This is a genomic window from Streptomonospora litoralis (assembly GCF_004323735.1).
Lineage (GTDB): Bacteria > Actinomycetota > Actinomycetes > Streptosporangiales > Streptosporangiaceae > Streptomonospora > Streptomonospora litoralis.
The window spans coordinates 2,596,190-2,622,846 of record NZ_CP036455.1; the positions used below are offsets into that span (position 1 = coordinate 2,596,190).

The window sequence follows — 26,657 nt, forward strand, 5'->3', positions numbered from 1 at the left end:
TGATCTGGACCACATCCGAGGGCGGGAGTCCCAGATGGAGCACAGCGGCAGCGGCACAAGCGGCGTCCTGCGCGCACGCCAGGACGTCGAGAACGAGATCGAGGGCCGGACCCTGGTGGACTGGCTCCGCCAGGCGGCCGAGGAGCACGGCCACCTGCCCGCGCTCTCCCAGCGCGCGCCCGAGGGCACGGGCGCCGAGTGGACCACCCTGACCTGGGCCGAGTACCGCCGCGCCGCGCTGGAGACCGCGGCCGCGCTGATCGCCCACGGCCTGCGGCCCACCGATGTGGTCGCGCTGATGCTTCCCAACCGCCCCGAGCACCTCGTGGCCGACATGGGCGCCGTGCACGCGGGCGGCGTCCCGCTCACCGTCTACGCCACCTTCGCACCCGAGCAGATCGAGTTCGTGGCCCGCGACTGCGGCGCCGCCGTCGCCGTGCTGGAGGGAGCCGCGGAGCTGGAGCGGTGGCGCCCCGCCCTGGAACGGCTGCCGGGCCTGCACACCGTCGTCCTGCTCGACGCCGGGGCCGTGCCCGCCGAACCCGACGGCACCGGAACCGCCTTCATCAGCTGGTCGCAGTTTCGCGAGACCGGTCGCAGCCGCTACGCCGCCGACCCCGGCGCCGTGCACGAGCGCATGGCCGCACTGCGGCCCGAGGACGACGCCACCCTCCTCTACACCTCCGGCACCACCGGCGATCCCAAGGGCGTGCCGGAGACTCACCACCAGGTGCTGTTCCAGTCGACCATCACCCTGCGGGCCAGCCCGCTGCCGGTGGGCGGGTCGTCCATCTCCTACCTGCCGCTGGCCCACATCGCCGAGCGTGTGCTCAGCGTCTACCTGCCTATCCGGGTGGCCGGGCACCTGCACTTCTGCCCCGACTCGGCCCAGCTGAGCGCCTATCTGGGCATGGTCCGACCGCACTCGCTCTTCGGGGTGCCGCGGGTGTGGGAGAAGCTGCAGGCGGGGCTGTCGGGCGCACTGGCCGCCGCCCCCGAGGAGCGGCGCCAGGCCGTGGCCGAGGCGTCCGAGACCGCGCGCGCCTACCTGGAGGCCGGCCAGTACGGCCGCACCCGCGGGTCCGAGCTGGAGGAGCGCTTCGCCGACGCCGACGAGCGGGTGCTGGCCCCCATCCGCGCGATGATCGGGCTGGACCGCTGCAAGCACTTCATCACCGCCGCGGCACCCATGCCCGAGGACACGCTGCGCTTCTTCACGGGGCTGGGCGTGCTCCTGCGCGACGTCTACGGGATGACGGAGAACTGCGGCGCCGTCACCGCCAACCGTTCCGACGCCTACCGCTTCAACAGCGTAGGGCGGCCCTCCGACGGCATGGAGGTCGCGGCCGCCGCCGACGGCGAACTGCTGGTGCGCGGACCGGTCAACACCGCCGGCTACCTCAACCGGCCCGCCGACAGCGAGGCGCTGCTCGACTCCGACGGCTGGCTGCACACCGGCGACATCGGCTGGATCGACGAGGACGGCTTCGTGTTCGTGCTCGACCGCAAGAAGGAGCTGATCATCACCGCCGGGGGCGAGAACATCGCCCCCGCCGCCATCGAGAACCGCCTCAAGGAGCACGCGCTCATCGGCCAGGCGCTGGCCTGCGGTGACGGGCGCCCCTACCCCGTGGCGCTGCTGACCCTGGACGCCGAGGCCGCCCCGGCCTGGGCCGCGGCCCGGAGCATCGCCGAGACCGAGCTGTCCGCCCTGGCCGAGCACCCGGCGGTGCTGGCCGAGGTGGAGCGGGCGGTCGAGGCGGCCAACGCCCGACTCGCCCGGGTCCAGCAGATCAAGCGCTGGCGGCTGTTGCCGGTGGAGTGGAGCGTGGAGGGGGACGAGCTGACCCCTTCGCTCAAGCTCAAGCGCCGCGTGGTGCAGACCAGGTACGCCGACGCGATCAGCGAACTCTACGCCGACTGATGCCGAGCGGACCGCGCCGCGGTCCCCCGCCCCGCCGAGGCGCGGCCGCGGCTGTCCCGGCGGCCGCCCGCACGGCTCAACCGCGGGCCAGGTGGGCGGCGGCGCAGCGCCGGGCGAAGCGCACGACCTCCTCCAGCACCTCGTCGCGGTTGGTCTCGTTGAACACCTCGTGCCGGGCGCCGGGGAAGATCCGCACGGTGACGTCGTCCCCGGCGAACTCCTCGACGCCCACCCGGCTGTCGGAGACCGGCACCACGGCGTCCTCGGAGCCGTGCACCCACAGCAGCGGAGTGGCTGTCAGCCGGCCGTGCTCGGCGATGCGCTCCAGCTCCGTGACGAGTGCCTCCAGCAGCCCGCGTTTGAAGCCGCCGTGCCAGACGAGGTCGTCGGCGGTGTAGTCCGCGGCCACCTGCGGATCGCGCGACAGGGCGGAGGCGTCCAGCGGGGCGTCGGGGATCTCGTCGGCGGCCAGCAGTTCGCGCGCTGCGCTCCAGCGGCCCAGCACCGGCCCCGACAGCACCAGCCCGGCGAGCTGTTCGGGGTGCTGCTGGGCGTAGCGCGCCGCGATCATGCCCCCCATCGAGTGGCCGACGAGCACCAGCGGCAGGGTGCTGTAGGCGGTGCGGGCCTGGGTGACCAGCCGGTGCAGGTCCTCGACCACGCCGTCGAAGTCGTCGACGAGCACCCGCTCGCCCGAGGAGCGGCCGTGCCCGCGGTGGTCCAGCCCGTAGACGACCGCGCCGCCCTCGCACAGCGCGGCGGCGGTGTGCTCGTAGCGCCCGATGTGTTCGCCGTAGCCGTGCACCAGCACCGCCAGCCACGCGGGCGCGGCGCTCTGCGGCGCCCACGCCCGCGCGTAGAGCCGTTCGGCTCCGCCGCTGCCGCCGGCCAGGTGCCATTCGCGCGAGGTGACCACTGCGTCTCCTGATCCTTTCGGGGGTGGGCCGTCGCGGGCAGACTAACGGCGACGGCGCGCTCGTCGGCATCCGCCGCGCACGGCGAGGGCCGGCGCCGGGATCTGAGCCGGGTCGAGCTTGCGCGCGCGTTGTGTCGCGGTGCGGCGGGTGCGGGCAGGGTGCGGGCACCGCCGAACGGCCGCCACGGATCGGCCGCGCCGGGCTTGCCGCCGCTGCGACGATTCGTAGGATTGTATACAGGCAAGTGGTGGCCGCAGTAGTATGCAAGCCGGACGTCGATTCGCTGAACGGAAAAATTGCCAATATCAGCCCAGTGATCTACAGAAGCGACCTACCGGGCATCTTTTAGGCTGGAGCTGTGCCGGGAACCACCTGAGCAGACGTCGCCGCCGACGCCTTGCGCTTCGCTGACGCTGGACGGCCACCCGAAACAGAAGAGGTGACGCCCCATGCTGGCCGATTCCTATGGAAGGGTCGCCACCGACCTGAGGGTCTCGCTCACCGACCGCTGCAATCTGCGCTGCAGCTACTGCATGCCGCCCGAAGGGCTGGAGTGGCTGCCCAAGGACGAGGTCCTCACCGACGACGAGGTGAACCGGCTCATCCGCATCGGTGTCACCATGCTCGGCATCGAGGAGGTCCGCTTCACCGGCGGAGAACCGCTGCTGCGCCGCGGCCTCACCGGAATCTTGGCCGCGGCCACCGCCTTGCAGCCCCGCCCGCAGACCGCGCTGACCACGAACGGGATCGGCCTGGACCGCACCGCCGGCGCCCTGGCCGAAGCCGGGCTGGACCGCGTCAACGTCTCCCTGGACACGCTGCGCCCCGACGTCTTCGAGCAGCTCGCCCGCCGCCGCAGGCTGCCCGACGTGCTCAACGGCATGGCCGGGGCGGCCGCGGCCGGACTGACCCCGGTCAAGGTCAACGCGGTGCTGATGCGCGACATCAACGACGTCGAGGCCCCCGATCTGCTGCGCTACTGCCTCGACCACGGCTACCAGCTCCGCTTCATCGAGCAGATGCCGCTGGACGCCCAGCACGGCTGGCGCCGCGACACCATGATCACCGCCGACGAGATCCTGGACCGCCTGGGCACCGCGTTCCACCTGGAGCCCGCCGACGACCACACCCGCGGCAGCGCCCCGGCCGAGCTGTTCTACGTCGACGGCGGCCCCGAGACCGTCGGCGTCATCGGCTCGGTCACCCGCCCCTTCTGCGGCGCCTGCGACCGGGTGCGGCTGACCGCCGAGGGCGAGATCCGCAACTGCCTGTTCGCCCGCGAGGAGTCCGACCTGCGCACGCTGCTGCGCAACGGCTCCGGCGACGAGGAGATCGCCGAACGGTGGCGCGCCGCCGTCGCCACCAAGCTGCCCGGCCACGGCATCAACGACCCCAGCTTCCTCCAGCCCTCCCGCCCGATGTCGGCCATCGGGGGCTGAAGAGCCGCCGAGACCGCCGTCCCGGGGGCCGGTCGCCGCGGAACACCTCGGCGCCGGCGGCGGCGACCGCAGCAACTGTGTGGATGTGGCCGACGCTGCGTGTGCGGCTGCGGTCCGCGATTCGCAGCGTCCCGACCGGGGGCTCTTGATGTTCCCGGCGGGCGTCCTGGTGGCGATCGCCGGCCGCGAGGTGTGACTCGCGCTGATCCGCGGAGGGATTTGGCCCTCGGACGACGAAGAGCCCGAGGCGTGGCTTGGGGCTCTTCGTGTACCTATTCCCGATAGAGGGCGTGTGGGTGGGGGCCGATGCAGCGGCTAGTTCGGCTGCTTACCCGAACCGTTGCACATTGGGCACGGGATCTTCACCCGGTCCCCGTCCCGCCACTCGTCGATTGTCTTCTTGCCGCCGCACCCCGGGCAGTTCACTTCCTTCTGGTGCTTGCCCATCAGACCACCTCTGCCTTGATCGGGTTGTCCGGTTCGTCCAACCACACCCACTGGTCGGCCGGGGTGATCGTCACCCCGAACCGGTTGCAATCTGGGACCTTGCCGGATTCCCACGCCTCACGTAGCCGGTTGACGTCTCCGGTGTCGACACGTTGGGAGTCCAGCGGCATGAACTGTGCCGGGCCCGTGCACCGCCCCTGCGCCACCCCGTCGGCGCCGACAGTGAGTACGCACAGCGGCCCGTCCGGGTGGAAAACGGGCGCCCACGGCACCACCAGCAGCCCGCCCGCCCGGGTCTGGGACACCCACGCATAGGGGAGGGTGTGCACCGCGGCTGTCGCCACCACCCGGTCGTAGGGACCGCCGGGCGGGTGGCCCCGGATGCCGTCGCCGGTCACCACATCCACCTCCCACCCGGCACCAGCCAGCGCGGACCGGGCGTGGTCAGCCGAACCGGGGTCGACCTCCACGCTCGTGACCGTCTCCGGCCCGGTGATGGAGGAGAGCAGCGCCGCGAAGTAGCCGGTGCCGGTGCCGATCTCCAGCACGCGCATGCCCGGCTCCAGTTCCAGCGCGTCCAGCATTGTGGCCATGACCGTCCGGCTGCTGCTGGATGAGGTGGGGACGAGGCCCCGCCCGGTTTCGGTGTCGCGTAAGTGTTCGGGCAGGCGCGGATCGAACTCCACGGAGGTGACTACCGGGGACGGGGAGTCGACCAGTTTCTGCCACTGGTTGGGGTTGTCGTCGCGGCGTAGGGGGACGAGCCACCCGGTGGTGTCGCTGGAGACGTAGACGGTGTGGGGGATGAAGGGAGTGCGGTCGACCGTTGCGACGGTGTTTTGGCCGCGTGTGCCCATGCGGGTCTCCGGGGGTGGGGGCGCGTCACCTGTAAAGTAACCCGGAAGATACCGAGTGTCACGCGGGGTGGCCGTGAGTGGCCACCTGGCCACGGACCCGACAGCTCCATGTTGTCGCGGGCGAATCCGATCAAGCCCTGCATCACCAACCCGCCGGCAGATCATCTGTGTGAAGGGCTAGCGCCCGCTCCCGGCGCGTGTGCGGGTGGCATCCTGGTGGCGGCCGCAGGCGCCGGGCAGGGGAGGGGAACGCGATGGCCGAGCCGGAACCGTTCGACGCGGTGATCCTGGCCGGGGGAGCGGCCCGGCGGATGGGCGGCGGCGACAAGCCCGGCCTGGACGTGGGCGGGAGCAGCCTGGTCGAACGGGTGGCCTCCGCCGCGGCCGGAGCCGGGGCCGCGCAGGTCGTCGTGGTGGGGCCGCCCCGTGAGCGGCCGGCCGCGCGCTACGTCCGCGAGGACCCGCCGGGGGCCGGGCCGGTGCCCGCGCTGGGCGCCGGGCTGGCGTGTGTGGCGCAGCCGCGGTTCGCGCTGCTGGCCGGCGACCTCCCGTTCCTGCACGCCGCCCACGTCGACGCGCTGCGGCGCGCGGCGCGGCAGCGCACCGGTGCGGTTCTGGTCGACGGCCAGGGGCGCATCCAGTGGTTGCTGGGCGTGTGGGACACCGGCGCGGTGCGCGGCGCACTGGCCGCCTACGAGGGGCGCTCGCTGCGCGGCCTGCTGGGGCCCTTGGAGCCGGCGCTGGTCGCGGCCGAGGGGAAGCTGGCGCGTGCGGCCCTCGACTGCGACACACCCGAGGAGCTGGCCCGTGCCCGCGAGGGCGGCGCGGACGGCCCGGGGCACGGCGCCCCACCGCGCGGACGCGGCTAACCGGTGAAGTCGGCGAAGGGGACCGTCTCCCGCAGGAACCCCCGCCTGCCGAGGAAGTCGGACAGGTAGTCGCGGTGCTCCCCGCAGGCCAGCCACGTCTTGCGGCGGTCAGGGGTGTGCACCTTGGGGTTGTTCCACACCAGCACCCACTCGGCGGGCTCGCGGCAGTCCTTGCGGGAGCAGTGCGGCGCCTCGTCCTCCACAGCGGATCCGCCTTCGGTCAACGGCTGTGCTCCCTCGTCGTCATCGTCGTCCGGCGACGTATCGCGCCGCCTGCGGCTTCGGGCAACGGCTACGCAAAGTGCCGGGCCGCGCGCATGAAAAAGCGACGTCGGGTGGCTACGGGGGCAAACCACCCGACGTCGCATCGGTGTTCCGACGGGGGCTCGGAACACCGGACCAGCGCTTCGACGGGGGACCGAAGCGCTGATTCCCAATGTACACCGCAAGTCCCGTGTGTACGTCAAGACTTAGTTACGACGTGATCTCGGGAGAGTCCAGCAGGTCAGTCGGCCCGGCTCAGTCCGACGCCCCGAACCGTGAAGAAACCGGCACACTTCACATGTGTCACGGAGCGCAGTCCCCCATGCGGGCAAAGTTCCCCTTAGTCCGGGGTCAAGCGGTCAGTGGTGTCCGCGCGCCCCGTTGCCCGGGCGCCGGGGCGGGGGCAACCGTGTTGGGACACGTCCGAAGAGGAGAGTCCATGTCGCACAACACCTACCGCGTGACCGAGATCGTCGGCACCTCGCCCGACGGGCTGGAACAGGCCGTCCGCAACGGCATCGACCGGGCCTCGGAGACCCTGCGCGAACTCGACTGGTTCGAGGTCACCGAGATCCGCGGCCACTTGGAGGAGGGCTCCATCGCCCACTTCCAGGTGGGCATGAAGGTCGGCTTCCGCCTCGACGAGTAGCCCGGAGCCGGGTGCGGGCTGCGCCGCGGGGCCGCATCCGGCCCTGGAACGCACTGTAGGGGCGGAACCAGGCTCGGAGGCGACCGCATAGCCACACTGACCCGAAAGTGAGCAGACGGCGACGAGAATGAACGGGACGGCGGCCGCTACAGCGGTGACTCGCTTCGTGACGGGCACGGCCGCCTCCGCGGCTTCGGCGTCGTCCCCCAGGCCGCGGCCGGGGAGGTGGCCGGTGACGGAGCGTTCGCCGCGGTGACCACGGTGAAGAACCTGCCGCAGTAGGCGGAGACCGCGACCCGCGCCGCCGAACGAGGCGGTTCGGCCGCCGCCTGCGGAACCGCCTCGCCGCGGTCAGGACGCCTGGCTGACCGTGGACATGTTGAAGTCGGGGATGCGCAGCGGCGGCATGGCCGTGCGGGGGAAGCCGCCGCCGACCTCGCGGCCCAGAGTGGGCACGGTGGCGCCCGCTTGGGACGCGCGGTCGAGCAGGGAGACCGGCGACTCGTTGAACCGGAAGTTGTTCACCGCCCCGGTGACCTCGCCGTCCTCGACGAGGTAGACGCCGTCGCGGGTCAGACCGGTCATCAGCAGGCTCTGCGGATCGACCTCGCGGATGTACCACAGGCAGGTCAGCAGCAGCCCCCGCTCGGTCTGGGCGACCATCTCCTCCAGCGTCGCACCGCCCTCGGCCCCCTCGGCCTGCAGGACCAGGTTGTCGATGTGCGGGGTGAGCGCCAGGCCGGTCAGCTCCGCGGAGCGGCGGGTCTGGGCCAGGGCCGACAGCTTGCCGCCGGAGATCCACTCGGTCCGCCGCAGCGGCTGCCCGTTGTCGAAGGCGGTCACCCGGCGTCCGGGCCCCTCGGCCGTGACGAAGGACGCGCACTCCAGGCCCGGGTGGGCGGGATCGCTGAACAGCGTCAGCGGCATGGCGGCGAGCCGTTCCCCGACGCGGGTGGCACCCGCGCCCTGCCGGCCGGAGAAGACCGTGCGGCCCTCGGCCGCGTCGCGTGCGGTGGCCGACGAGTACAGCAGCGTCATCATGTCGGCGACGGCACCGGGCGGCAGCAGGGTCTCGTAGCGTCCCGCCGGCAGGTCGACACGCCGCTGGCCCCAGCGGATGCGTCCGGCGAGCTGTTCCTCCAGGGCCTCGACGTCGACGTCGGAGAAGTCGCGGGTGGCCTGCCCCGCCCACGCCGAGTGCGCGCCCTCGGCCGCGAAGGACGCCCCGCTCTTGGCGTTCAGCTCCACGGTGCCCGAGGGCTGGTCGTGGCGCAGCCGGACTCCGGTCGAGCTGCCGAAGAAGGTCGAGGCGACCGTGTGCTCGGCGTAGCCGTAGAGCCGCCGGCCGGCCTCGGGGCCGCGCTCGAAGGCCCGGCCGAGCCCCGGCGCGAGCCCGGAGAACACCGAGATGCCCGTGGTCGGCACGGCCGCGTCCCAGGCGGCGGCGCGGGGAGTCCGGGCGGTGTCGGCCTCCAGCAGCGGCACGGCGTCCTCGGCGGGCGGGGCCTGGTCGGCGGCCTCTTCGGCCGCGCGCACCAGGTCCTCCAGGAGGTCGTCGGTCAGCCCGGAGCGGGTGCGCGCACCGATGGCGACGCCGCGGTCCGAGGAGCTGAGCGCGATGACCGTGACGGTGCGGGCCCGGGTGGTGCCGTTGGTCGTCAGCGAGTTGCCGGCCCAGCGCAGGTTGGCCGTCGCCGTCTCCTCGACCAGCACCATGCAGCCGTCGGCGCGCGCCAGCTCCAGCGCCCGCTCCACCACCGCCTGCGGAGTCATGCCGCTCAATTGCCTGCCTCCTGCACCGTGTTGAGGACGCGGACGCCGGTGAAGACCGCGCTCGGGCAGCCGTGGCTGACCGAGGCCACCTGGGCCGGCTGGCCCTTGCCGCACATGAACGATCCGCCCAGCTCGTAGGTCGAGGGGCCGCCCAGGGCGCGCATCGACCGCCAGAAGTCGGTGGTGGTGGACTGGTAGGCGACGTCGCGCAGCATCCCCGCGATGCGCCCGTTCTCGATGCGGTAGAACCGCTGGCCGGTGAACTGGAAGTTGTAGCGCTGCATGTCGATGGACCAGCTCTTGTCGCCGACGATGTAGATGCCGCGCTCCACCTGCTCGATCAAGCCGTCGGTGGACGGGCCGTAGGGGTCGGCGGCCAGCGAGACGTTGGCCATGCGCTGGATGGGCATCGTGGCCGGTGAGTCGGCGTGGGCGCATCCGTTGGAGGAGTCGTAGCCCTGCAGCCGGGAGATGCGGCGGTCGCGCTGGTAACCCGCCAGGACGCCCTCCCGCACCAGGTCGAAGGACGAGGTGGCCACGCCCTCGTCGTCGTAGCCGATGGTGGCCAGGCCGTTCTCGGCGGTGCGGTCGCCGGTGACGTTCATGATGTCGGAGCCGTAGCGCAGGCTGCCGAGCTGATCGGGGGTCGCGAAGGAGGTGCCCGCGAAGGCGGCCTCGTAGCCCAGCGCCCGGTCCAGTTCCGTGGCGTGGCCGATCGACTCGTGGATGGTCAGCCACAGGTTGGAGGGGTGGACGACCAGGTCGTAGTCGCCGGGCTCGACGCTGGGTGCGGCCAGTTTCTCGGCCAGCAGCTCCGGCAGCGCGTCGAGCTGGGGTTCGACCTGCGAGACGTACTCCCACCCGCGCCCGGCCGGCGGCGCGATGGTGCGCATGCTGTCCAGCAGGCCGCCGCGGGTGGCGAACACCTCGGCGCCGGGGGCGATGCGCACCCGCTGCTGGGTCGTGGTGGTGCCGGCCGTGTCGGCGTAGAACTTCTGCTCCTTGACCGCCAGCAGCGACGCGTCGACGTGGTCGACGCGGTTGTCCTTGAGCAGGCGGCGGCTCCAGCCCGCCAGCAGCGACGTCTGCTCACGGGGGCCGACCTCGAAGGGGTCGACGGTGTAGGAGGAGACCCAGGTGGCGTCGGTGTGCGCGGGCTCCGGGGCGAGTTCGATGCGCTCGGTGCTCGCCGCAGCGGAGACCTTGGCGACGTCGACGGCGCGCTCGGCCACGGCGACGGCCGCCTCGGGGCTCAGCTCGGTCGCGGCGGCGAACCCCCATACGCCGTCGTGGATCACCCGCACCGCGAAGCCGAGGGTGTCGCTGTCGTGTTCGCTGTCCAGTTCGGCGTCGGTGAGCGCGAGGTAGCGGCCGCGGATGCGCTCCAGCCGGAAGTCGGCGTGGTCGGCCCCGAGGTCCCGGGCCCGCTGGAGCGCCGCATCCGCCAGCCGCCGCATCGGCAGGGCGAGGAAGTCGGCATCGATATCAGGCACGGTTCCCCAACCTAGCGATCGGGGGGCATCCGGGGCCAGGGGCTTTTCCCGCTGTGGACGAGGCGGCGCCGAGGCCCTCGGGCAGGTGGCGGCGGAATCCGGGTGCCGACCCGGCGGGTGGCGCCGAGCGGGCGGAGCGAAGGCCGCCCGGGCCGCGTACGGCCGTCCGCCCCCGCCGCAGGCGATTCCGCGGATCGGTTTCCACACCGTTTTCCGGCGCATGCGGAAACCACGCACAAACCGCCGGGGGATGCGGAATGCGGCCGCCCCCGTCCGGATTCCCGGCGCGATTTCTCCGGCGCGTCCGCGGCCGGGTGAAGCGGCGATGCCGTGGGGCGGCGCGGCCCGTCTCCGGGTGTCGTCAGGGAGGCCCATCGGGTGGTGTGGCGTGACACACGGGAATCGGATCGACCGCAGGTCGCGAGCGGGATTACCGCCCTGTTAGCGTGGCACGGCCGCACGGTGACACACGGTCCGAGAGTCCGGGCCGGCCGGGCGGATCCACCCCGGGGCGCGGACGGCTGCGCGCCGGGCACCCCCGAGGCGAGGCGGCGGCGCGCCTGGCGTGCCGTCCGCGGTCATGCGCCCGGTCGGTCGTCCCTTCGGCCGTGCGGGGCGCACCGACCGCCTCCGTCGGCGTTCGCCGCAAACCCCTGTCCGTACCCGGTACGTATCCGCAATGGGCCGTGCCGGATATCCGGTCTGTTCGGCCTCCCGCAGATGACGACGGTTCGTCGGCGCACAAGCGTCGGCTTATTCGGGCTGCCCGCATAACGCCGAACGCGCGAAACGGTGTGTCGTCGCCACGCGCCATGCGCAGGCGGCCTACTCCCATTCCCGAACCGTTCCACCGTTCGCAGGAGCCGCCATGCCGGTGAGGATCCTCTTTCTCGCACTGGGCAATTTCGCCGTGGCCACCGGTGCCTATGTCATCGCCGGGATGCTCGCCGAAGTCGCCTCCCATACCGGCGTGGCCGTCTCCCTGGCCGGACAGCTCGTCACCGTATACGCCCTCACCTACGGGGCGGCCGCGCCGGTGCTTTCGGCGCTGTTCGGCCACGGCGACCGCCGGCGCCTGCTCGCGGCCGCGCTGGTGCTCTCCGCCGCCGGCAACCTGCTGACAGCGCTCGCGCCGGGATTCGCGGCGCTGCTGGCCGCCCGGATCATCGCCGCCGTCGGCGCCGCCCTGTTCGCGCCGACGGCCATCGTGATGGCGGCCGACCTGGCTCCGCTGCACCGGCGCGGCAGCGCCGTGGCCCTCGTGGTCACCGGGTCGACGCTGGCCACCGTGCTCGGGGTGCCCGCGGGTGCGCTGCTCGCGGGTCCGCTCGGCCACCGGGGGGTCTACGCCGCGATCGCGCTGCTGTGCGTGGGCGCGCTGGTCACCCTGAGGGCTCTGCCACGCACCGGCGCCGTGCCGCGCGTACCGCTGCGCACCGGGTTCGGCGCCCTCAAGGGGGTGCTCGTGCCCGCGGTGCTGGCGGTCTCGCTGCTGGCCTCCGTCAGCGACTTCACGGCGTACACGTTCGTGGTGCCGATGCTGACGCACCTGGGCGACCCCCCGCCCGCGGCGCTGAGCGCGCTGCTGGTCGTCTACGGGATCGCCGGCTCGCTCGGCAACACCGCGGCAGGCTGGGTGACCGACCGCATCGGCGCGCTCTGGGCGATGCTGGCCGCGCTGGCGCTGCTGGGAACGGGGCTGTTCGTGCTGCCGCTGGTCGGCGGCTCGGTCGTGCTCAGTGCTGCCGCGCTGGCCCTGTGGGGCCTGGGCGGCTGGGGCATCCTGCCCGCGGTGCAAGCCAAGCTGATCGACGCGGCTCCCGGGGCCGCGGGCTCGGTGGTGGCGTTCAACGTCTCCGTCGTGTGGCTGGGCATGGGCCTGGGCGGCATCGTCGGCGGCGGCGCCGTCGAGGTCGCCGGCATGAGCGCGCTGCCGGTGACCGCGGGCCTGCTCGCGGTCGCGGCACTGGCGCCGCTGGCCGCGGCGGCGCGCACCGGACGGCGGACCGCCCGCCGAAGGGCGGAGCAGGCACGGCAGGAGCAGCGGGAACAGGGGGAGGAGTCGGCCCCGGCGGCACGCTGATCGCGGCGGGGCCGGAGCGGCTTGCGACTCCGGCGCTCAGCCGCCGTCCTGGACGTCGACGTGCACGTGGTCCAGGTGGCGCATGATGGCGTTGTCCGGGTTCGCCGCCTCGTAGGGCCACCAGCCGCCGCGGGAGCCGCGGGCGTTCCAGATCCGGTCGTCGAAGATCACGTTGGCCACGTGCAGTTCCTCGGCGTGGGCGACGAGCCAGTGCGCCAGCAACCAGCCCTCGCGCCGGTTGGCCTCGCTGATCGGGCGGTAGAAGAAGTCGACGGCCCGCCCGTCGTAGTGCGCGGAGTCGGTGCCGTGGCCGGTCGAGATCCCACCCGGTTGGTAGCCGCCGACGCTGCGGACGCCGAAGACCTCGGTCACGGAGTCGAGCACCGCTTGGGCGCGCGGTGTCAGCCCCGACTCGGTCAACTCCTGCTGCTTGAGGCCGTCGGCCGGGGCGGCGCGGCAGGTCAGACTGGGGCCGGGCGCGTCGGGCGGGCCCTCGCGCAGCCGGTTCAGCACCGACCGGTCCAGCCCGGAGGTATCGGGCGCGTCGGCTCCGCGTGCGCGCAGCGCCACGGCGGTGGTCGCCAGTCGGGCCTGTTCCCTGGTCAGCATCACCGTCTCGGCGGTCGTCCGCACCGAGCAGGGATCGGCCCAGGGCAGCGCGGTGCGGTCGATCCCCGCTCGGGCGAGCAGCCAGGGGCCGGCAGTCGCGACACCGCTCGCGCACAGGGCCAGAACCGCCAGAACGATAAGAGTGCGGCGTGCCCGTGACTTGGGAGGGCGCATATGCCGGACTTTAGCTTTCCCGCGGTGAAATGTCGCGCTCGGACCGGTTGCCGCGGGTTACCGGAGCCGCTTGGAGTGCCGGTGTGTCGTGCCGAATCGGGGTTTCGCTGCGAGCGAAACCGATCACCCGATGTGACGCCCCTTCGTTCCACGTGACGACCGCGGCGGGTCGCGGATGGTGCGGGCGGATGTGAGAACCTGCGCACACGGGTCATATGCGGGAATAGCACGCCCGCGGCGGCGGCTGTGCGGACCAGGACTCGGATGTCCGGACTCGGATGTCCGGACTCGGACGGCACACGAGGAGGATGGAGGCGCGCGTGCGCAGATCGGCGGAGGCGGCACTGGGTGCGGACTACGCGGAACGGCTGCCGCGGGACGGCGACGGCTCCGCCGCCGACGGGTTCCGCCGCGTCATGGCGGAGCACGCCGCCGGAGTGGTCGTGGTGACGGCGGACGCGCCGCACGGCCCGATCGGGGTCACCGCCACTTCGTTCACCAGCGTGAGCCTCGACCCGCCGCTGGTGTCCTTCTACATCGACGACCGCTCCTCGACCTGGCAGAGCCTGCGCGAGGCCCCCGCGTTCGCGATCAGCATCCTCGCCGACGACCAGCGGGAACTCGCCTCCCGGTTCGCCACGCGCGGCATCGACCGCTTCGCGCCGCCCACGCGCTGGCAGCGCGGCCCCGAGGGCCTGCCGCTGCTCCACGGCGCCGTGGGGCACGTGCTGTGCCGCAAGCACGACGTGCTGGCCGTGGGCGACCACTGGCTGGTGGTGGGCCGTGTCGCCCAGGCACGCGTCTCCGCGGGCGCGGAGGCCCCGCTCCTCTACCACCGCGGCCGCTACGGCCGGTTCTCCTCCTGAGGCTCGCGGCGGAGCCGGGAGGCTACGCCCCGTCCGCAGGTGCTCCGGCGAACCCCCGCCGGCGGTCTCAGGGCGAGTCGGGGCACAGGGCCTGCAGCGCGGTGGCGTCCTCGCCGACCTGACGGCCCGGGGAGGTGGGGGAGGGCTCGTCCAGGCCGGTGTACTCCTGCCAATCGGTCTCGCCGCCGCTGCCGCCCTCCTCGGCGGGAGCCTCGGTCTCGCCGCCGCTGGGAGAGGCGGCGTCGGGCACCTCGTCGTCGCCCCCGGCCTCGGACTCCTGGGCACCCGACTGGGCGTCCTCCTGCTCCCGGATGGCCTCGGCGATCAGCTCGCGGATCTTCTTCCAGTCCGGATGGGCGGTGTTGACCTGGGGCGGGGACAGCTGGAGCGTCGACATCGACCCCTCCTCGGTCACCCGGTCGGCCAGATCGATGAAGGCCGGCACCTTCGACTGGGGGATGTCGGTGCGCAGCGTCTTCTTGGTCGCCCCCGCCAGTTCCTGGAAGCTGGTGAGCACCGTGGTGGGCTCGGTCTGCTGGGCGACGTACATCAGCAGGCAGCCCTGGCGGCCCATGCGGGCGTAGTCGTCGCTGTTGACGCGGCTGCGGCCGTACCACAGCGCCTCGTAGCCGTCGAGGTGCTGGTCGCCGGCCTCCAGGACGTCGCCGTCCTCGCCGTAGGGGATGGGCTCGTCGATGTGCACGTCGATGCCGCCGATGGCGTCGATCAGAGCGGAGAAGCCCTTCATGTCCACCAGCGCGTAGTAGTCCAGGTCCAGGTCGACCAGGTTGCTCACGACGCGCTTGAGCGTGTCGGCGGCCGGGTCCTCGGCGGAGGGGTCGATGGCCAGTTGCTTCGGTGCCTCGGCGACGGTCTGGTAGACCTCGTTGAGCAGTTTGTCGAAGCCGTAGGGCGGCGGATACCGCTCGGCCAGCGCGGTGCCTTCGGGGAACTGGGCGTTCTCCAGGTTGCGCGGCAGTCCGATCAGCACCACGTCGCCGTGGGTGACGTCGATGCTGGCGACGATCATGGAGTCGGTGCGCAGGCCGTAGCGGTTGCTCCCCGCGTCGCCGCCCAGCAGCAGCACGTTGACCCGGTCGCGCCCGGCCCACGGATCGGACTCGTCGTGCGGCGGCTCGCCCTCCGGCTCGGGGCCGAAGACCGAGTTGATGGTGTCGTAGGCGGTGTAGGTGGTGCGCAGCACCCCGGCGGCCGGGACGGCCACCGCCAGGCACAGCACCGCGACGACGGCACCGCCCGCGGCCCGCATGAACATCCGCGAACCCGGCGGCCGCACGACCACCCAGGAGTGGACGATGACGGTCATCCACAGCACCGCGACGGCGAAGGTGACGGCGGCGGCGGTGAACAGCCAGCGCCCTTGGACGGCCAGTTGGGCGCCCTGCATGAGGTCGCCGCCCAGCACGATGCCGCCCGCGACCGCGGCGGCGAGCAGCGCGAGGTAGCAGCCCAGGATGGACCAGCCGGCGATGCGGCGGCGCATGCGCAGATGCGCGATCCCGGGGATGGGCAGCGATCCGGCCGTCCACAGCAGCGCTCGTCCGGTGCTCGCGGGGCGGGAGACCGCCTTGGGCTCCCCCGGCTCCCGTCGATCCCGTCGTTGTGCCATGGGTTTCCCTTCTAAGCCGCCCGCCTCAACTGATCGCTCGGTCCCCGACCGCGGTCGTCGGACGGTGGGACGTCACACTGCCTCTCCTACCGCACACAGCACCGAACATGCCGGGGGCCGGAGAACAGTGTCTCGCTTTGCCGGAGTTGTTCGCACACGCGGGCCCGGCCACGGCATGTTTGTTACGTGTCTGGGATGTCGTTATACCCGCCTGGATGTCCGTATCTCCGGCGATGGAGGGCCAAAGTCGTCCTTGTTTCTTTCGTGATCAGTAGTTAACCGTCGCAACAACTGCCATGATCTGGCCGCAGGAGGGGGCGGCGCCCGGGGGGAATGGGCGCCGTCATGTGAGGGAAAGGCTTGCAATCGTGCTCGATGCGGTCGATGCCGCGCTCATCAGGGCGCTGCAGGGGGACGGAAGAGCGACATACCAGGCACTCGCCGACGGAGTGGGACTCTCCCGGACAGCGGTCCGGGCCCGGGTGAAGCAGCTCGTCGGTGTCGGCGCCATCCGGATCGTGGGCGTCCTGCACGCCGGTGTCCTCGGGATGGAGGTGTTCGCCCATGTTTCATTCCGCGTTTCCGGTCCGGTGTCTCCGCTGCTGGAGGAGCTGGCCGGCCGCGAAGCCGTGGTGTACGCGGCGCAGACGGCGGGCCGCTTCCCCGTCGTCGCCCATGTGCGGGTGCGCGACGACGAGGCGCTGGCCAAGGAGCTGGGGGTGCTGCGCTCGCTGACCGGCGTCACCGGCGCCGAGGCGTTCCGCGGCGGCGCCATCGCCAAGGACGCCTACAGCAGCGTGCGCGAGCTGCGCGACGTTTCCGTCGATCCGCTGGACTGGCGGCTGGTGCGGCACCTGCAGGACGACGGCCGCGCCTCCTACGCCGAACTGGCCCGCCAGGTCGGCCTGTCCCAGGCGGCTGCCCGCTCGCGCGTGGTCCGGTTGATCGAGGCGGGCGTCATCCACGTCACCGCCGTCGCCGAGCCGGCCCTGGTCGGCGCAAGCGAGCAGGTGGGATTCGGGCTGCGCTGCCGCGGCGACTCGGCGGCGGTGGCCGCGCGACTCGGTAGCCTGGCCGGGGTCTCTTTCCTGGCCACCGGGTTCGGGCGCTACGACATCGTCGGCTCGGCGAGCGCTGCCGACCGCCCCTCGCTGGTCGAGGCGCTGGAGGCCGTGCGCGCCTGCCCCGAGGTCACCTACGTCGAGACCTGGGAGCATCTGGCGGTGGCCAAAGAGCGCTACGGCGCCGACGCCGCCCCCGCCGCCTGAGGGCGCGCCCTCCGCCGCGGCCGGCGGCCGCTCTCGCGCGCGGCGGAGGCGGCGCCGGCCGGCGGATGCGTATACACCGGCGCGGTTGGGAGACGATGAGCGAGCAGGCACAGCCCAAGGCCGGAGGGCGCGCCGCGCCCGGGGGAGTGCTGCGGTTGCGCGGCCGTGAGTTCGGCCCCGGCCGCCACGCGGTCATGGCCGTGGTCAACCGCACCCCCGACTCCTTCTACGACCGCGGCGCCACCTTCGCCTTCGGCGCCGCGCTGGAGGCCGCGGACGCCGCCCTGGCGCACGGTGCCGACATCGTGGACGTGGGCGGGGTCAAGGCCGGCCACGGCGCCCACGTGAGTCCGGCCGAGGAGATCGGCCGCACGGCTCCGTTCGTGGCCGAGCTGCGGGCGCGCCACCCCGAGGCGATCATCTCGGTGGACACCTGGCGCGCCGAGGTGGCCCGGGTCTGCGCTGAGGCGGGCGCCGACCTGGTCAACGACACCTGGGCCGGGGCCGATCCCGACCTGGTCCGGGTGGCCGCCGACGCCGGCACCGGGCTGGTGTGCAGCCACACCGGCGGGCTGGCGCCCCGCACCGATCCGCACCGCGTCCACTACGGCGACGTGGTGGCCGACGTCCTCGCCACGGTGACCGGGCTGGCTCGCCGCGCGGTGGCGTCGGGCGTGCGCCCCGACCGGGTGCTGATCGACCCCACCCACGACTTCGGCAAGAACACCTACCACTCGCTGGAACTGACCCGGCGCCTGGACGAACTGGCCGCCACCGGATGGCCGGTGCTGGTGGCGGTGTCCAACAAGGACTTCATCGGCGAGACGCTGGACGCCCCGGTCGCCGAGCGGGGGCCGGGCACGCTGGCGGTGCTGGCCGTCTCGGCGTGGCTGGGGGCGCGGGTCTTCCGCGTGCACGATGCGGCCGGAGCGCGCGCCGCGCTCGACGCGATGGCCGAACCGGCCCTGCGTCCCGGCGGAGGTCGGGGACTGTAACCGCCGGTAGCGCTATTTTGGATTTTCCGCGTCGGACGTCTTGCGTCGCGGTTAAGTTACCCGTGAGTATAAGAGCAGTCGGGTCGCAGGGGAGAGCCCCGGCTCTCCCGGCGGCGCCGCCCGCGGCCGGGGATCCGCCCCGCCCGGGTGTTGCGCGGAGGGCGGCCCGCCAGGCGCGCTTGCAATGGGAGGCTGACGTGGCGCTTGCGGACACCATGACTGCGATGGGCACGGCCGCGCTGACACGGTGCGGAGCCCGGCCGCTGGGATCGCACCTGTTCTCGGTCTGGCCCCAAGCCGCGTTCGCAGCCACCGCACTGCCGGTCTCCTGCGCACCCGGCGACAACCTCGCCCTGCACGTGGCCGTCGCCCAGGCCGCGCCGGAGACCGCCCTGGTCGTGGACGTCTCCGGCGAACCCGAGTACGGCTACGTCGACGAGATCCTGGCCGTGGCCGCGCGTATGCGCCGCATCAGCGGAATCGTCGTCGACGGCTGCGTCCGCGACGTCGCCGCCATCGGCCGCGCCGGACTGCCCGTCGTCAGCGCCGGGGTCTCGGTGCGCGCGCCCGGCCACGACGCCGGCGGCGCCGTCGGCCGCGAAGTGCACCTCAACGCCGACCACCTGCCCACGCCCGTGCGCCGCGGCGACTGGATCGTCGCCGACGACGACGGCGCGGTGTGCCTGCCGCGCGGGCGCGCCACGGCCATCGTCGCCGACACCGTCGAAGCGGTCGCCGCCGACCAGCGCATCGTCGACGCCCTCGTCTGCGGTGCGAGCACCCTGGACCTGCTCAACCTCGACCCCTCGCGGGTCGCCGGCTGGGAGGGCGCGGGCGTCGCCGCGGCCCGCTCCGCCGAGCGGGCGGGGTGAGGAGCGCCGACCGGCGTCACCGCACTTTTGGCGGTGACGCCGACCGGGCGGCTCGGCCCTCGGAACGCGCCGCTCTGTGCACCCCGGTCACGGCTGTGCACCCCGGTCACGGCTGGGGCAGCACGCCCGGAGTGCCGTCCTGGACCGTGAAGCTCGCCCGCGTCGACACCGGCGCGCCCGGGCGGGTCACATACGGCACCACGCGGAAGTCGGTGCGCCACTCACCGGGCGTCAGCGTGCAGCGCACGTAGCCGCGCTGCTCGTTGACGAACTTGAAGTGCGGGTTGGCGTCCAGGAACAGCCGCCCCTCTGCGCTGATGTCCTCGCCGTCGCCGGTGCTGGTGACCGAGGTGCCGACGAACTCGGTGGCCACCGTCGGCGCGTCCTCGTCGCGGTAGTCGGCCTTGAGGTCGACCGCGTAGTTCTGGTGCCGGTCGCCGGTGACCACCACCAGGTTGCGCACGCCCCGCTGGACCGCGGCGTCGAGCACCCGCTCGCGGTCGGCGGCGTAGCCGTCCCAGGGGTCCATCCACACCGACGTGCCCTCGCCCACCTCGTTGTCGGTCCGGGTCATGGGTGACTGGTTGCCCAGTACCTGCCAGCGCGCCTGCGAGCGGCCGAAACCGTCGACGAGCCACTCGCGCTGATCCTCGCCGAGGATGGAGCGGCCGGGGTCGAAGCGGGCGTCGCAGTCGTCCTCCAGCCGTCCGCTGCACGCCTGGTCGTCGCGGTACTGGCGGGTGTCGAGCATGGTGAAGTCGGCCAGGCGGCCGTAGCCGATCCGCCGGTGCAGGCCCATGTCGGGTCCGACCGGCATGGAGGAGCGGCGCAGCGGCATGTTCTCGTAATAGGCCTGGAACGCCTCGGCGCGGCGGCGCAGGAACTCCTCGGGCGGGTCGTCGTCCTGGGAGGTCTCGTCGGCCCAGTTGTTGTCGACCTCGTGGTCGTCGGGTGTCACCAGCCAGGGGAACCGGCCGTGGGCGTTCTGCAGATGGGGGTCGGACTTGTAGAGGGCGTAGCGCACCCGGTAGTGCTCCAGCCGGGTGGTCTCCACCAGCAGGTGGTCGGGCACCTTGCCGCGCAGCTCCCCCTCGATCGGGTACTCGTAGATGTAGTCGCCCAGGTGCAGCACCAGGTCCAGATCCTCCTCGGCCAGGTGCTCGTAGGCGGTGTAGTAGCCCTGGTCCCACTTCTGGCACGAGACGAACGCGAAGGCCAGCGAAGCGGTCATGGACATGGGCGGGGGAGCGGTGCGGGTGGTGCCCACCGGACTGATGTCGCCCATCGCGCGGAAGCGGTAGTAGTACTCGCGCGCCGGGCTAAGCCCCGAGACCTCGGGGTGTACGGAGTGGCCCAGTTCGGGCGAGGCGACGGCGCTGCCGCGGCGCACCACACGGCGGAAACGGGGGTCGAGCGCGACCTGGTACTCCACCTCGACGGGCTCGGGCGGCATGCCGCCCATACCGTCCTCGGCCAGCGGATCGGGCGCCAGCCGGGTCCACAGCACGAAGCCGTCGTGGGTGGGCTCGCCGGAGGCGACGCCCAGGGTGAAGGCGAATCCGTTTCCGCGGTTGTCGGCGACGGCGGGACGGGTGGAGAACAGGCCGGTGCCCAGGGCGACGGCCGCGGCCGAGGCGGAGCCGATGCCGAGGAACCGGCGCCGCGCCAGTCGTTCGGCGGTGAGCGGGCGCGCGCGTCGGGAGTGTGCGGCGAGGGCGTCAGCAGGGTTGGCGGACAAGGCGGACCTCCAGCAGGGGTCGGGCTGCGGATCGGCGTGGTGTCCGCAGGCGATCGTCCGGTCCCGCCATGTCCGCACGACGAGGCTATGGACACGCTCTGATGAAGTCCCGGTGACACTCCGTCGCCACGGCAATGGGCGCGCAAGCCCCCCGGAAACCGCCGGTCGCCCGATGTGTCGGCCCGCGGCGTGAGCACGCCGGGGCCCGAGCGGTTCACCCGCCGTTCCACCGGCCGGGTGCCGCTGCGGGCACACTGGGTCGAAAGCCGATCGCCGGAAGACCTCTGGGGCGGGAGAACACGATGAGCGACGAAACGAGCGCGGGCGGCGACGCCGGTGCCGGCAATCCGGCGGGGGAGCGGCACCACCCAGCCCAAGCCGTCTCCGCGCGCGGCCGTGCCACACGGGCGCGATTACTGGAAGGTGCCCGGGCGGAGATCCTGGGCGGGGACGGCAGCCTGGAGGTGGCCGCCGTCGCCCGTCGGGCGGAGGTGTCGGCAGGCCTGCTCTACCGCTACTTCGACGGCAAGGACGGCCTCGTGGCCGCCGTCGTCGACGACTTCTACGACGGCTACGACTCGGAGGTCTTCAACGTGATCTAGCCAGGAATCCCGGCCCTTTAGGGCCCGGGAGGAACGGCTTCTCTCGATAGGGGTGCCCCGCACCGAAGCACGGGTCTGCACTGTCCACCTCAGCCAGGGCGTTTCTGATTCTCGATGTACTCTTTCACCAGGGCGAGCGGTGCGCCGCCTGCGGACGCGGCGAAGTACGAGGGGGACCAGAAGTGCTCGCCCCACAGGTACCGCTTGATGTGATCGGCGTACTCCTTGCGCAGGTAGTGGGCGGAGACGCCCTTGAGCGAGCCGACGAGCGTGGACAGTTTGACCTGCGGCGGGTAGTGGATGAGCAGGTGGACGTGATCGCGCTCGCCGTTGAACTCGCGCAGCTCCACGTTCGCCTTGGCGCACACCTGCCTCATGATCTCTTCGCACCTGGTCAGGATCTCGTCCGTGAAGACTCCGCGCCGGTACTTCGGGACGAAGACCAGATGCGCCTGCAGGGTGTAGACGACGCTACGACCACGGCGGATATCGGGGTTTGGTTCCCGTCGAGGCGACATAGACACGATGCTAAAGTGCTCATATGAGAATCGTCGTGCAGGTTCGCCTCATGCCGACGCCCGGGGTGGCGTCGGCTCTTGAGTGCACCCTGCGCACGGCGAACGACGCGGCGAACTGGCTCTCGGGCCAGGCGCACGAGCGAGGCGAGACCTCCCGCAAGGCATTGCAAGGCTTCGCCTACCTCGACCTGAAAGAACGGGGCCTGTCGGCTCAGCCCGCGCTGCACGTCCTTCGCAAGGTCGCCGACGCGTACTCGACGCTGAAGGCGAACATCCGGGCCGGAAACCTCGGCAAGCCGGGCTCGAAGCGGCGTTGGAAGGCCGAAGCGAAGCCCATCACGTTCCGGGACGACGCTGCCCAGCCCTATGACGATCGCTGCCTCTCCTGGCAGGTGGACGAGCAGACGGTGAGCATCTGGTCCACGTCCGGGCGCATACGCGGGGTGCGGTTCGCCTGCTCCGAGCAGGCCCGCAAGCTTCTCGCAGAGCACCGCAAGGGCGAAAGCGACCTCGTCCACCGCGACGGCATGTGGTTTCTCATCGCCACCTGCGAGGTTCCCGAAGCCGAGCAGTATGAGCCGGACGGCTTTATCGGCGTGGACCTCGGCATCGCGAACATCGCCACCGCGTCCACCGGCTACCAGGCCGCAGGACGGGGCCTGAACCGGCACCGCAAGCGGCAGCTCGACCTGCGAGCCAAGCTCCAGAAGAAGCGCACCAAGAGCGCGAAGCGGCTCCTGAAGGCCCGCCCGCAAAGAGGCGCGGCATACCGCGAACGTCAACCACATGATCTCGAAGAAGATCGTGACCGAGGCTGAACGCACCTCGAAGGGTATCGCCCTGGAAGACCTGGGCGGCATCCGGCAGAGGGTACGGCTGCGCAAGCCCCAACGGGTCACGCTCCACTCATGGGCGTTCGCCCAGCTCGGCCGGTTCCTTGAGTACAAGGCCCGCCGCGCCGGCGTCCCGCTCGTGTACGTCGATCCGGCGTACACGAGCCGGGAATGCGCCGAGTGCCACCACATCGAGAAGGCCAACCGGGTCGACCAGGACCGCTTTGTCTGCCGGGGGTGCGGGGTCGTTGCCAACGCCGACCGGAATGCTTCCCACAACCTCGCCACCCGAGGCGAGACCGTGTGGAATGCGGGGCGTGAGTCACGCGTCCCTGACACTCCATAACGGGGTGTCTGAACGGAGGGACCAACCCAGTAGCCAACTGGACGTCACCTCCAAGCCCGGCCCTTTAGGGCTCGGGTGAAGTTGACCACGCGCCTCGACGGCCCGCTGGGCTGGCCCGAACGCGAGCACGCACGCCTGCGCCGGGAGATCGACTTCCTCTGCGACGCCCCGCTGGGCCGGATGATCGTCGGCCGGCGGCTGCGCGAGCCCGCCGCGGCCCAGACCGACGCCGAGCGCCTGGCGGGCCAGATCGACATCGCCGCGCGCAGCATCGCCAAGGCCCAGCGAGAGGGTGAGCTGGACGACTCCTTCTCACCCCGCCTCGCCGCGGCGGCGACGCTGGGGGCCTTCCGCGAGCTGATGGCCGAGGCCCTCAGCGGCGACGCCGACCCGCCGCGCGCCGAACTGCTGCAGGCCATGTGGCGCATCGGGTCCAGCCTGCTGCTTCACTCGCCGGCGAGCGACAGCAGTTCGTCCAGGTAGCAGGCCGCCTCACGCAGGGCGCGGTCGGGGTCGCCCGCCCGGATGGCCTCGGCCAGCCCGTTGTGGTCGATTCCCTTGTGGTCGATCTCGCCGTCCTCGCCGGGCCGGCCGTAGGCGGTGTGGGCGATGCTCTCGTAGACGGCCTGGGCGATGTCGTCGTAGAGATCGATCAGCAGCGGATTGTGCGTCGCATTGACCACGGTGCGGTGGAACGTGAAGTCCGCCTCGACGAACCCGGGCATGTCCTGCTCGTTCCACGCCTCGTCGCGCAGCGCGATCGCGCGGTCGATGTCGGCGAGATCCTGGTCGGTGTGGCGTATCGCGGCGAGCCGCGCGGCCTCCATCTCCAGCGCACGCCGGACCTCCAGGTTCTCGCGCAACCGCGAGCGCTCCAGCCGGCGGCGCAGCGCCCCGCCGAGTTCGCTGGAGGCGCGTACGAAGGTCCCGGCACCCTGGCGGATCTCCAGCAGTCCCGCGTGGGCCAGGGCGCGGACCGCCTCGCGGACGGTGTTGCGCCCGACCTCCAGTTGGTCGGACAGCTCGGATTCGGTGGGGATGCGGTCGCCGACGCCCCACTCGCCGGAGTCGATCTGGGCGCGCAGTTGGCTGATGACCTGGTCGACAAGGCCGGTGCGACGCGTCGAAGCGAGGGGCACGCGTTACCTCCTACAGGTGGCGGCCATGAGCGGGATGGCCGGTCGGTTGTGCGGGCGGTTAGGGCGGAGCTTAGACCAGTCCCGGCCGTGAGTCGGCACTCACGGCCAATGCGTTACGGTCATGATGTAGATCCCGTGATCCCATCTCTAGGAGGACAGCGTGACGGGCGCATCCGCCGACACCGCCGTGCCGCCCGCGGGGGAGAGTGGCAGTATGCCCGCCGAAGGCCGTCCGCGCGGGATCGCGCTGCTGCTGGTGCTCGGCGTCGCGCTGGCCGCCCTGAACCTGCGCACCGCCATCACCAGCGTCGGACCGCTGCTCACCGAGGTGACGCGCGGCCTGGGCATGTCCGCCGTGCTCGCGGGTGTGCTGACCACCCTGCCGGTGCTGTGCTTCGCGCTGTTCGGCTCGCTGACCCCCGTGCTCATCCGCCGCCTGGGCGAGCACCGCCTGCTGGCCGCCGCGCTCCTCGCGCTCACCGCCGGGCTGTCCACCCGGCCGCTGGTCGACGACGAGTGGCTCTTCCTGCTGCTGAGTGCTGTCGCGCTGTCCGGCGGCGCGGTGGGCAACGTGCTGCTGCCCACCCTGGTCAAGCAGCACTTTCCGCACCGCGTCGGCGCCATGACCACCGTCTACACGACGTTTCTGGCGCTGGGCACCACGATGGCGGCCGCGGCCACCGTGCCGGTCGAGCAGATCACCGGCAGCTGGCGCCCGGCACTGGGCTTCTACGGCGTGTTCGGGCTGGTCGCGCTGCTGCCGTGGCTGGGGCTGCTGCGCCACGACCCGCCCCGCACCGGCGGCGCCGCCCCGATCGGGCTGCGGCGCGTCCTGACCACCGCGATGGGCTGGCAGAGCGTGCTGTTCTTCGGCACGCAGTCGACCGTGGCCTACATCATGTTCGGCTGGTTCGCCGAGATGCTGCGCGACCAGGGGATGGACGCCGCGCAGGCGGGGCTGATGCTGTCCTACCTGACGGGGCTGGCGGTGCCGACGTCGCTGGTGCTGCCCGGATTGATGGCGCGCGTGCAGGACCACCGCGGGTTCGTGGTGTTCTTCTTCGCCTGCTACGCAGCGGGGCTGACGGGCCTGTGGATCTCGCCGCTGAACGGCACCTGGCTGTGGACCACCCTCATCGGTGTCGGCATGGCCACGTTCACCCTGGCGCTGACCTTTTTCGCGGTGCGCACGCGCACCTCCGGCGCGACGGCGGCGCTGTCGGCCTCCAGCCAGAGCATCGGCTACCTGATGGCCGGAGCCGGGCCGTTCCTGTTCGGCATGCTGCACGAGTTCTCCGGCGGCTGGCACGCCCCGCTGCTGCTGGTGGGGGTCATGGTCACCGCCAACATGCTGGTCGGCCTGCTCCTGGGCCGCCCGCGCCACCTGGAGGACTCCCTGGAGCGGCACCGGTAGCACTGCGCTACGCGCCCGCCTGCCGGGGCGCCTGTAGGCCGTCCAGTTCCATTGATCGGGGCCGCCCTGATCGCCCTCCCGACCGGGGGCGGCCTGCGCGCGGGCGCCGAGGCGGTCCGCCGACGGTGCGCGTGATGCGGTGGTGGGTTCCAGTAGTACTTCGTTGAAGCGTCGCTGGTGGCGGTAGGCGGAGGCGTCCCGGTGGGGCGGACAGCGGCTCGGACAAGGCGCCCCGGACAATGCGGCTCGGGCATACTGGGCGGCCTTGTGGCCTGCCGGGCGGCGGGTGGTCTGGAGGAAACGCGGCGGCGACGGCGGCAGCGGGGCGGGCCCGCGCCCACCGGGCCGGGTGCCCGCCGGTTGGGCGCCCGACGGCGCGCCGAGCCTGGCTCCAGGGACAGTCTCGACGCCGAAAGTGTCCCTGAAGTAAGACTCGGGAGGCTCGGGCGCCCGGATGTCCGTTATGTCGGGTTTCACGGCGTCTATTGCGCGGAAATCACCACGGATCGGCCTTGGACGTGGTGATTTCCGCGCAATGGATGCTGACCGGACCCAATCGCCGCGCGCCGCCCCCGCGCGGCCACGGGAGCGGGACTGGGACAGCGCCGGCGCGGGCGGGGAGGACCGCCGCCGTTGCTGCCGCTTTTCAGCTCAGGCGGCCTGCCACCCGCCCGGTGTCAAGGCCGCACGATAGACGCGGGGCGCCGTCGGCGTGCCAAGCCGTGCGCGGGCGGGGCTGAGAGACCGCACGCCCGAGTCGACCAGGTCGGCACACGGAATTCGCGGTGCATACGCCGACCTCCGGCGCGGCGGCGCCGGACGCCGGCCGGAGCACCGGCTATCCGGTGGCCGGAACCGGCCCGCCCGGCCGCATGACCTGGAGGGACCGGCGACCGGAGACGAGGGCGAAAGCGCTCCCATTGCTGCGGTCCGGCCGG

At 72.3% G+C, this 26,657-nt stretch carries 24 protein-coding genes and 1 pseudogene; 15 read left to right on the top strand and 10 right to left on the bottom strand.

What is annotated here, in order from left to right; genetic code table 11:
* The first annotated feature begins 34 nt into the window (after positions 1–34).
* A complete protein-coding gene (locus tag EKD16_RS11225) occupies positions 35–1,924 on the top strand; it encodes an AMP-dependent synthetase/ligase (protein ID WP_131098334.1) in 1,890 nt (629 codons plus the stop codon).
* 76 nt (positions 1,925–2,000) lie between these two features.
* On the opposite strand, the gene EKD16_RS11230 is transcribed toward EKD16_RS11225, so the two are convergent.
* Positions 2,001–2,840: an alpha/beta hydrolase gene (locus EKD16_RS11230; RefSeq protein ID WP_131098335.1), complete on the bottom strand. Its 840-nt coding sequence runs from the start codon at positions 2,838–2,840 to the stop codon at positions 2,001–2,003.
* Positions 2,841–3,290: 450 nt separating this feature from the next.
* Between EKD16_RS11230 and moaA the strand changes: the two genes are divergently transcribed.
* Positions 3,291–4,280 (top strand): GTP 3',8-cyclase MoaA, encoded by a 990-nt coding sequence (moaA, locus tag EKD16_RS11235; RefSeq protein ID WP_131098336.1) that lies wholly within the window; start codon positions 3,291–3,293, stop codon positions 4,278–4,280.
* A 70-nt stretch (positions 4,281–4,350) separates the two neighbouring features.
* A pseudogene (locus EKD16_RS11240) lies at positions 4,351–4,476 on the top strand (DUF397 domain-containing protein); the annotation flags it as partial.
* A gap of 250 nt (positions 4,477–4,726) precedes the next feature.
* Here the strand turns inward: EKD16_RS11240 and EKD16_RS11245 are convergent.
* Positions 4,727–5,584: a methyltransferase domain-containing protein gene (locus EKD16_RS11245; protein ID WP_131098338.1), complete on the bottom strand. Its 858-nt coding sequence runs from the start codon at positions 5,582–5,584 to the stop codon at positions 4,727–4,729.
* Between the two features lie 254 nt (positions 5,585–5,838).
* On the opposite strand from EKD16_RS11245, the gene mobA reads away from it, so the two are divergent.
* The gene (gene mobA / locus EKD16_RS11250; RefSeq protein WP_131098339.1) at positions 5,839–6,453 is read left to right on the top strand and encodes a molybdenum cofactor guanylyltransferase; all 615 of its coding nucleotides are present in this window, start codon (positions 5,839–5,841) and stop codon (positions 6,451–6,453) included.
* Here mobA and EKD16_RS11255 read toward each other — a convergent pair.
* On the bottom strand, positions 6,450–6,677 hold the full coding sequence (locus tag EKD16_RS11255) for a hypothetical protein (protein ID WP_242677343.1): 228 nt from the start codon (positions 6,675–6,677) through the stop codon (positions 6,450–6,452). The two genes, mobA and EKD16_RS11255, sit on opposite strands and share 4 nt — an antisense overlap.
* Before the next feature lie 479 nt (positions 6,678–7,156).
* On the opposite strand from EKD16_RS11255, the gene EKD16_RS11260 reads away from it, so the two are divergent.
* Positions 7,157–7,366 (top strand): dodecin, encoded by a 210-nt coding sequence (locus EKD16_RS11260; RefSeq protein WP_131098340.1) that lies wholly within the window; start codon positions 7,157–7,159, stop codon positions 7,364–7,366.
* 351 nt (positions 7,367–7,717) lie between these two features.
* Here EKD16_RS11260 and EKD16_RS11265 read toward each other — a convergent pair whose 3' ends face one another.
* Positions 7,718–9,139 (bottom strand): metallopeptidase TldD-related protein, encoded by a 1,422-nt coding sequence (locus EKD16_RS11265; protein ID WP_131102379.1) that lies wholly within the window; start codon positions 9,137–9,139, stop codon positions 7,718–7,720.
* Between the two features lie 5 nt (positions 9,140–9,144).
* Complete coding sequence (locus EKD16_RS11270; protein ID WP_207391504.1) at positions 9,145–10,632, bottom strand: TldD/PmbA family protein; 1,488 nt, start codon at positions 10,630–10,632, stop codon at positions 9,145–9,147.
* A gap of 868 nt (positions 10,633–11,500) precedes the next feature.
* Between EKD16_RS11270 and EKD16_RS11275 the strand changes: the two genes are divergently transcribed.
* Complete coding sequence (locus tag EKD16_RS11275) at positions 11,501–12,715, top strand: MFS transporter (RefSeq protein ID WP_131098341.1); 1,215 nt, start codon at positions 11,501–11,503, stop codon at positions 12,713–12,715.
* Positions 12,716–12,751: 36 nt separating this feature from the next.
* Here the strand turns inward: EKD16_RS11275 and EKD16_RS11280 are convergent, their stop codons facing one another.
* The gene (locus tag EKD16_RS11280; RefSeq protein ID WP_242677344.1) at positions 12,752–13,498 is read right to left on the bottom strand and encodes a hypothetical protein; all 747 of its coding nucleotides are present in this window, start codon (positions 13,496–13,498) and stop codon (positions 12,752–12,754) included.
* A 320-nt stretch (positions 13,499–13,818) separates the two neighbouring features.
* On the opposite strand from EKD16_RS11280, the gene EKD16_RS11285 reads away from it, so the two are divergent.
* Positions 13,819–14,364, top strand: a complete 546-nt coding sequence (locus EKD16_RS11285) for a flavin reductase family protein (protein WP_394347328.1) — start codon at positions 13,819–13,821, stop codon at positions 14,362–14,364.
* A 67-nt stretch (positions 14,365–14,431) separates the two neighbouring features.
* Here the strand turns inward: EKD16_RS11285 and EKD16_RS11290 are convergent, their stop codons facing one another.
* Positions 14,432–15,994, bottom strand: coding sequence for an LCP family protein (locus tag EKD16_RS11290; protein WP_131098343.1), 1,563 nt, complete (start codon positions 15,992–15,994; stop codon positions 14,432–14,434).
* Positions 15,995–16,362: 368 nt separating this feature from the next.
* On the opposite strand from EKD16_RS11290, the gene EKD16_RS11295 reads away from it, so the two are divergent.
* The 3 genes from EKD16_RS11295 to EKD16_RS11305 all read left to right on the top strand — a co-directional run bounded on the left by EKD16_RS11295 (position 16,363) and on the right by EKD16_RS11305 (position 19,129).
* Positions 16,363–17,262 (top strand): Lrp/AsnC family transcriptional regulator, encoded by a 900-nt coding sequence (locus EKD16_RS11295; RefSeq protein ID WP_131098344.1) that lies wholly within the window; start codon positions 16,363–16,365, stop codon positions 17,260–17,262.
* Positions 17,263–17,357: 95 nt separating this feature from the next.
* Positions 17,358–18,257: a dihydropteroate synthase gene (gene folP, locus EKD16_RS11300; protein WP_131098345.1), complete on the top strand. Its 900-nt coding sequence runs from the start codon at positions 17,358–17,360 to the stop codon at positions 18,255–18,257.
* Between the two features lie 197 nt (positions 18,258–18,454).
* Entirely contained in the window at positions 18,455–19,129 is a 675-nt protein-coding gene (locus tag EKD16_RS11305) for an RraA family protein (RefSeq protein ID WP_394347329.1), read from the top strand.
* A gap of 106 nt (positions 19,130–19,235) precedes the next feature.
* Here the strand turns inward: EKD16_RS11305 and EKD16_RS11310 are convergent, their stop codons facing one another.
* On the bottom strand, positions 19,236–20,867 hold the full coding sequence (locus tag EKD16_RS11310) for an alkaline phosphatase D family protein (RefSeq protein WP_131098346.1): 1,632 nt from the start codon (positions 20,865–20,867) through the stop codon (positions 19,236–19,238).
* 302 nt (positions 20,868–21,169) lie between these two features.
* On the opposite strand from EKD16_RS11310, the gene EKD16_RS11315 reads away from it, so the two are divergent.
* Complete coding sequence (locus EKD16_RS11315; RefSeq protein WP_131098347.1) at positions 21,170–21,469, top strand: TetR/AcrR family transcriptional regulator; 300 nt, start codon at positions 21,170–21,172, stop codon at positions 21,467–21,469.
* A gap of 89 nt (positions 21,470–21,558) precedes the next feature.
* On the opposite strand, the gene tnpA is transcribed toward EKD16_RS11315, so the two are convergent.
* Positions 21,559–21,987 carry an IS200/IS605 family transposase gene (tnpA, locus tag EKD16_RS11320; protein WP_131098348.1) on the bottom strand — a complete coding sequence of 143 codons (429 nt, stop codon included), beginning with the start codon at positions 21,985–21,987 and terminating at the stop codon, positions 21,559–21,561.
* A 23-nt stretch (positions 21,988–22,010) separates the two neighbouring features.
* On the opposite strand from tnpA, the gene EKD16_RS11325 reads away from it, so the two are divergent.
* The 3 genes from EKD16_RS11325 to EKD16_RS11330 all read left to right on the top strand — a co-directional run bounded on the left by EKD16_RS11325 (position 22,011) and on the right by EKD16_RS11330 (position 23,649).
* Complete coding sequence (locus EKD16_RS11325; RefSeq protein WP_341351876.1) at positions 22,011–22,805, top strand: hypothetical protein; 795 nt, start codon at positions 22,011–22,013, stop codon at positions 22,803–22,805.
* The gene (locus tag EKD16_RS26470) at positions 22,774–23,166 is read left to right on the top strand and encodes a transposase (RefSeq protein WP_341351877.1); all 393 of its coding nucleotides are present in this window, start codon (positions 22,774–22,776) and stop codon (positions 23,164–23,166) included. Before EKD16_RS11325 ends, EKD16_RS26470 begins: the two co-directional genes overlap by 32 nt.
* 75 nt (positions 23,167–23,241) lie before the next feature.
* On the top strand, positions 23,242–23,649 hold the full coding sequence (locus EKD16_RS11330) for a hypothetical protein (RefSeq protein ID WP_131098349.1): 408 nt from the start codon (positions 23,242–23,244) through the stop codon (positions 23,647–23,649).
* Here the strand turns inward: EKD16_RS11330 and EKD16_RS11335 are convergent.
* Positions 23,613–24,305, bottom strand: a complete 693-nt coding sequence (locus EKD16_RS11335) for a FadR/GntR family transcriptional regulator (protein WP_131098350.1) — start codon at positions 24,303–24,305, stop codon at positions 23,613–23,615. The two genes, EKD16_RS11330 and EKD16_RS11335, sit on opposite strands and share 37 nt — an antisense overlap.
* A 214-nt stretch (positions 24,306–24,519) precedes the next feature.
* Between EKD16_RS11335 and EKD16_RS11340 the strand changes: the two genes are divergently transcribed.
* Positions 24,520–25,719 carry a CynX/NimT family MFS transporter gene (locus EKD16_RS11340; protein WP_131102387.1) on the top strand — a complete coding sequence of 400 codons (1,200 nt, stop codon included), beginning with the start codon at positions 24,520–24,522 and terminating at the stop codon, positions 25,717–25,719.
* Positions 25,720–26,657: the final 938 nt, after the last annotated feature.

Excerpts from the sequence above, each read along its gene's own strand:
- tnpA (WP_131098348.1), bottom strand. The coding sequence starts at position 21,987 with ATGTCGCCTCGACGGGAACCAAACCCCGATATCCGCCGTGGTCGTAGC.
- EKD16_RS11275 (WP_131098341.1), top strand. The coding sequence starts at position 11,501 with ATGCCGGTGAGGATCCTCTTTCTCGCACTGGGCAATTTCGCCGTGGCC.
- EKD16_RS11315 (WP_131098347.1), top strand. The coding sequence starts at position 21,170 with ATGAGCGACGAAACGAGCGCGGGCGGCGACGCCGGTGCCGGCAATCCG.
- EKD16_RS26470 (WP_341351877.1), top strand. The coding sequence starts at position 22,774 with ATGATCTCGAAGAAGATCGTGACCGAGGCTGAACGCACCTCGAAGGGT.
- EKD16_RS11225 (WP_131098334.1), top strand. The coding sequence starts at position 35 with ATGGAGCACAGCGGCAGCGGCACAAGCGGCGTCCTGCGCGCACGCCAG.
- EKD16_RS11280 (WP_242677344.1), bottom strand. The coding sequence starts at position 13,498 with ATGCGCCCTCCCAAGTCACGGGCACGCCGCACTCTTATCGTTCTGGCG.
- EKD16_RS11290 (WP_131098343.1), bottom strand. The coding sequence starts at position 15,994 with ATGGCACAACGACGGGATCGACGGGAGCCGGGGGAGCCCAAGGCGGTC.
- EKD16_RS11325 (WP_341351876.1), top strand. The coding sequence starts at position 22,011 with ATGAGAATCGTCGTGCAGGTTCGCCTCATGCCGACGCCCGGGGTGGCG.
- EKD16_RS11265 (WP_131102379.1), bottom strand. The coding sequence starts at position 9,139 with ATGACTCCGCAGGCGGTGGTGGAGCGGGCGCTGGAGCTGGCGCGCGCC.
- EKD16_RS11260 (WP_131098340.1), top strand. The coding sequence starts at position 7,157 with ATGTCGCACAACACCTACCGCGTGACCGAGATCGTCGGCACCTCGCCC.
- EKD16_RS11245 (WP_131098338.1), bottom strand. The coding sequence starts at position 5,584 with ATGGGCACACGCGGCCAAAACACCGTCGCAACGGTCGACCGCACTCCC.
- moaA (WP_131098336.1), top strand. The coding sequence starts at position 3,291 with ATGCTGGCCGATTCCTATGGAAGGGTCGCCACCGACCTGAGGGTCTCG.
- mobA (WP_131098339.1), top strand. The coding sequence starts at position 5,839 with ATGGCCGAGCCGGAACCGTTCGACGCGGTGATCCTGGCCGGGGGAGCG.
- folP (WP_131098345.1), top strand. The coding sequence starts at position 17,358 with ATGAGCGAGCAGGCACAGCCCAAGGCCGGAGGGCGCGCCGCGCCCGGG.
- EKD16_RS11340 (WP_131102387.1), top strand. The coding sequence starts at position 24,520 with ATGCCCGCCGAAGGCCGTCCGCGCGGGATCGCGCTGCTGCTGGTGCTC.